Origin of the sequence: Faecalibacterium sp. An77, assembly GCF_002161315.1 — a bacterium.
In the GTDB taxonomy this organism is placed as follows: domain Bacteria; phylum Bacillota; class Clostridia; order Oscillospirales; family Ruminococcaceae; genus Faecalibacterium.
Genome location: NZ_NFHK01000091.1, coordinates 1 through 1,725, shown reverse-complemented (window position 1 = coordinate 1,725; position 1,725 = coordinate 1). Strand labels below are relative to the sequence as shown.

At 45.8% G+C, this 1,725-nt stretch carries 2 protein-coding genes; both read left to right on the top strand.

Going from position 1 to position 1,725, the window contains the following annotated elements:
* A partial coding sequence (locus B5G28_RS14145; protein ID WP_144265577.1) for an IS3 family transposase occupies positions 1-471 on the top strand: 471 nt, incomplete at its 5' end.
* Between the two features lie 487 nt (positions 472-958).
* On the top strand, positions 959-1,725 hold a 767-nt coding region (locus tag B5G28_RS14140; RefSeq protein ID WP_158099642.1), incomplete at its 3' end, for a transposase.

Genomic DNA, 1,725 nt, shown 5'->3' with positions numbered 1-1,725 from the left:
AAATGGGTGACCGATATCTCCTATATTCAAACCAAACAAGGTGTGCTGTACCTGTCCATGATCCGGGATCTGTACGACAACAGCATTGTAGCTTACAAGACTGCAACCCAGCAAACAGTGAACCTGGTACTGGATACTATCCGCCAGGCAGTGCGCAGAGAAAAGAAGAAGGTCGCCGCAGAGTTACAGCTCCACAGCGACCAGGGGTTTCAGTATACCTCGCAAGCGTACTTTAACCTGACTAAAGAATACGGCATTACACCATCTATGTCAAGACGGGGAAATCCGTATGATAACGCGATGGCTGAAAATTTTTTCTCCATCCTCAAAACAGAGTGCATCTACCGCCACAAACCTGCTACATTCTCCGAGGCCAACGACATGATCGACCGATACATCCAGTTTTATAACCACGAGCGAATCCAAACGAAAGCAGGAGTGGCTCCGCTAACGCTCCGCCACTCCTGCTGAATCCTAATATCCTACACTTGGGGCTTTTTTGTACTGTCCACACAATTTGGACCGGTTCAGAACACAGTTGTGTCTGACCGGGGCTTTGTTTGTGTTTTTATGCGCCGCAGCGCACAGCCTGTGATGTTTCATCACAGTTTACGGGGTTTGGGGTACGGCCCCAACAAGCATTTTGCATTTGTATATACAAATGCCCTGCTTGCTGGTACAATGTCATCGATGAAATAAAAATAGTTTCATCACAGACGGTTATATGGTTGTGCCGATTTCCGAAACATAGTAACATTGAAATACTAACTGGGGCTGAAAGTGGCAAAATTGCTTGCTTGGTTTCCATTCAGGAATTACTAACAATGTAGACCGTCCGTTCGCTTCGTGAAAGAATCAATGTTTCGATTGGTTGGGTCGGCACAACCGTTACCCGTGTCAACAACGCGCCTGTTGCTTTTGCGAAGAAGCGAAACTGTCCCTGAGAGGAGAGATGTATATGAATTTTGGTCCGGTAGCAGGAATTGATGTCAGCAAACGATTCAGTGATATGTGTATTTTGTCGCCAGACAACAAAATCTTTGCTCAGGAAAAGATTTATCACGATGAAACATCGATCAATCGGGCAAACACCCTGCTTCAAAAGGCTGAGCAGATCTTTTTCAGCAAGCCTGTTATTGTGATGGAATCCACCTCGCACTACCACTTGATTCTATTTCAGTTCTTCTCGGAGCATGGATACGAAGTAATTGTGGTGAATCCACTACAAAGCAGTTCAATGAAGGATTTCTCTATTAGAAAGAGGAAAACAGATCGTGTAGACGCCTTTAAATTGGCAATGATGTATCGAACAAAGACATTACGGCCTTCCCAGGTTCCCCAGACGGCACTGCGTGCATTACGCCAGCTCTGCAGAGAACGGGTGGAATTCTTGAATGACGTTTCGAGTTATAAAAACCGATTGACGGCTTTCTTGGATCAAGCCTTTCCAGGTTATGATAAAGTCTTCTCAGATGTAGGAGGAATCACTTCGTGTGCCGTGCTTGTGCATTTTCCAACGCCAGCTATTTTGCTTGCAGCGGAAGAAGCAGAACTGGTTGAAGTGATTGCTGCGGCAAGCAAGTCAGGGTATGGATTTGCTAAGAAGAAAGCTGAATTGCTGATCTCGGCAGCACAGCAAGCACAGACCCTGGGGATTCATTCCTGTGCCGATGAAACCCTCATTGTGTGTACCATTCAAATGCTTCGTACATTATCCGAAAGCGT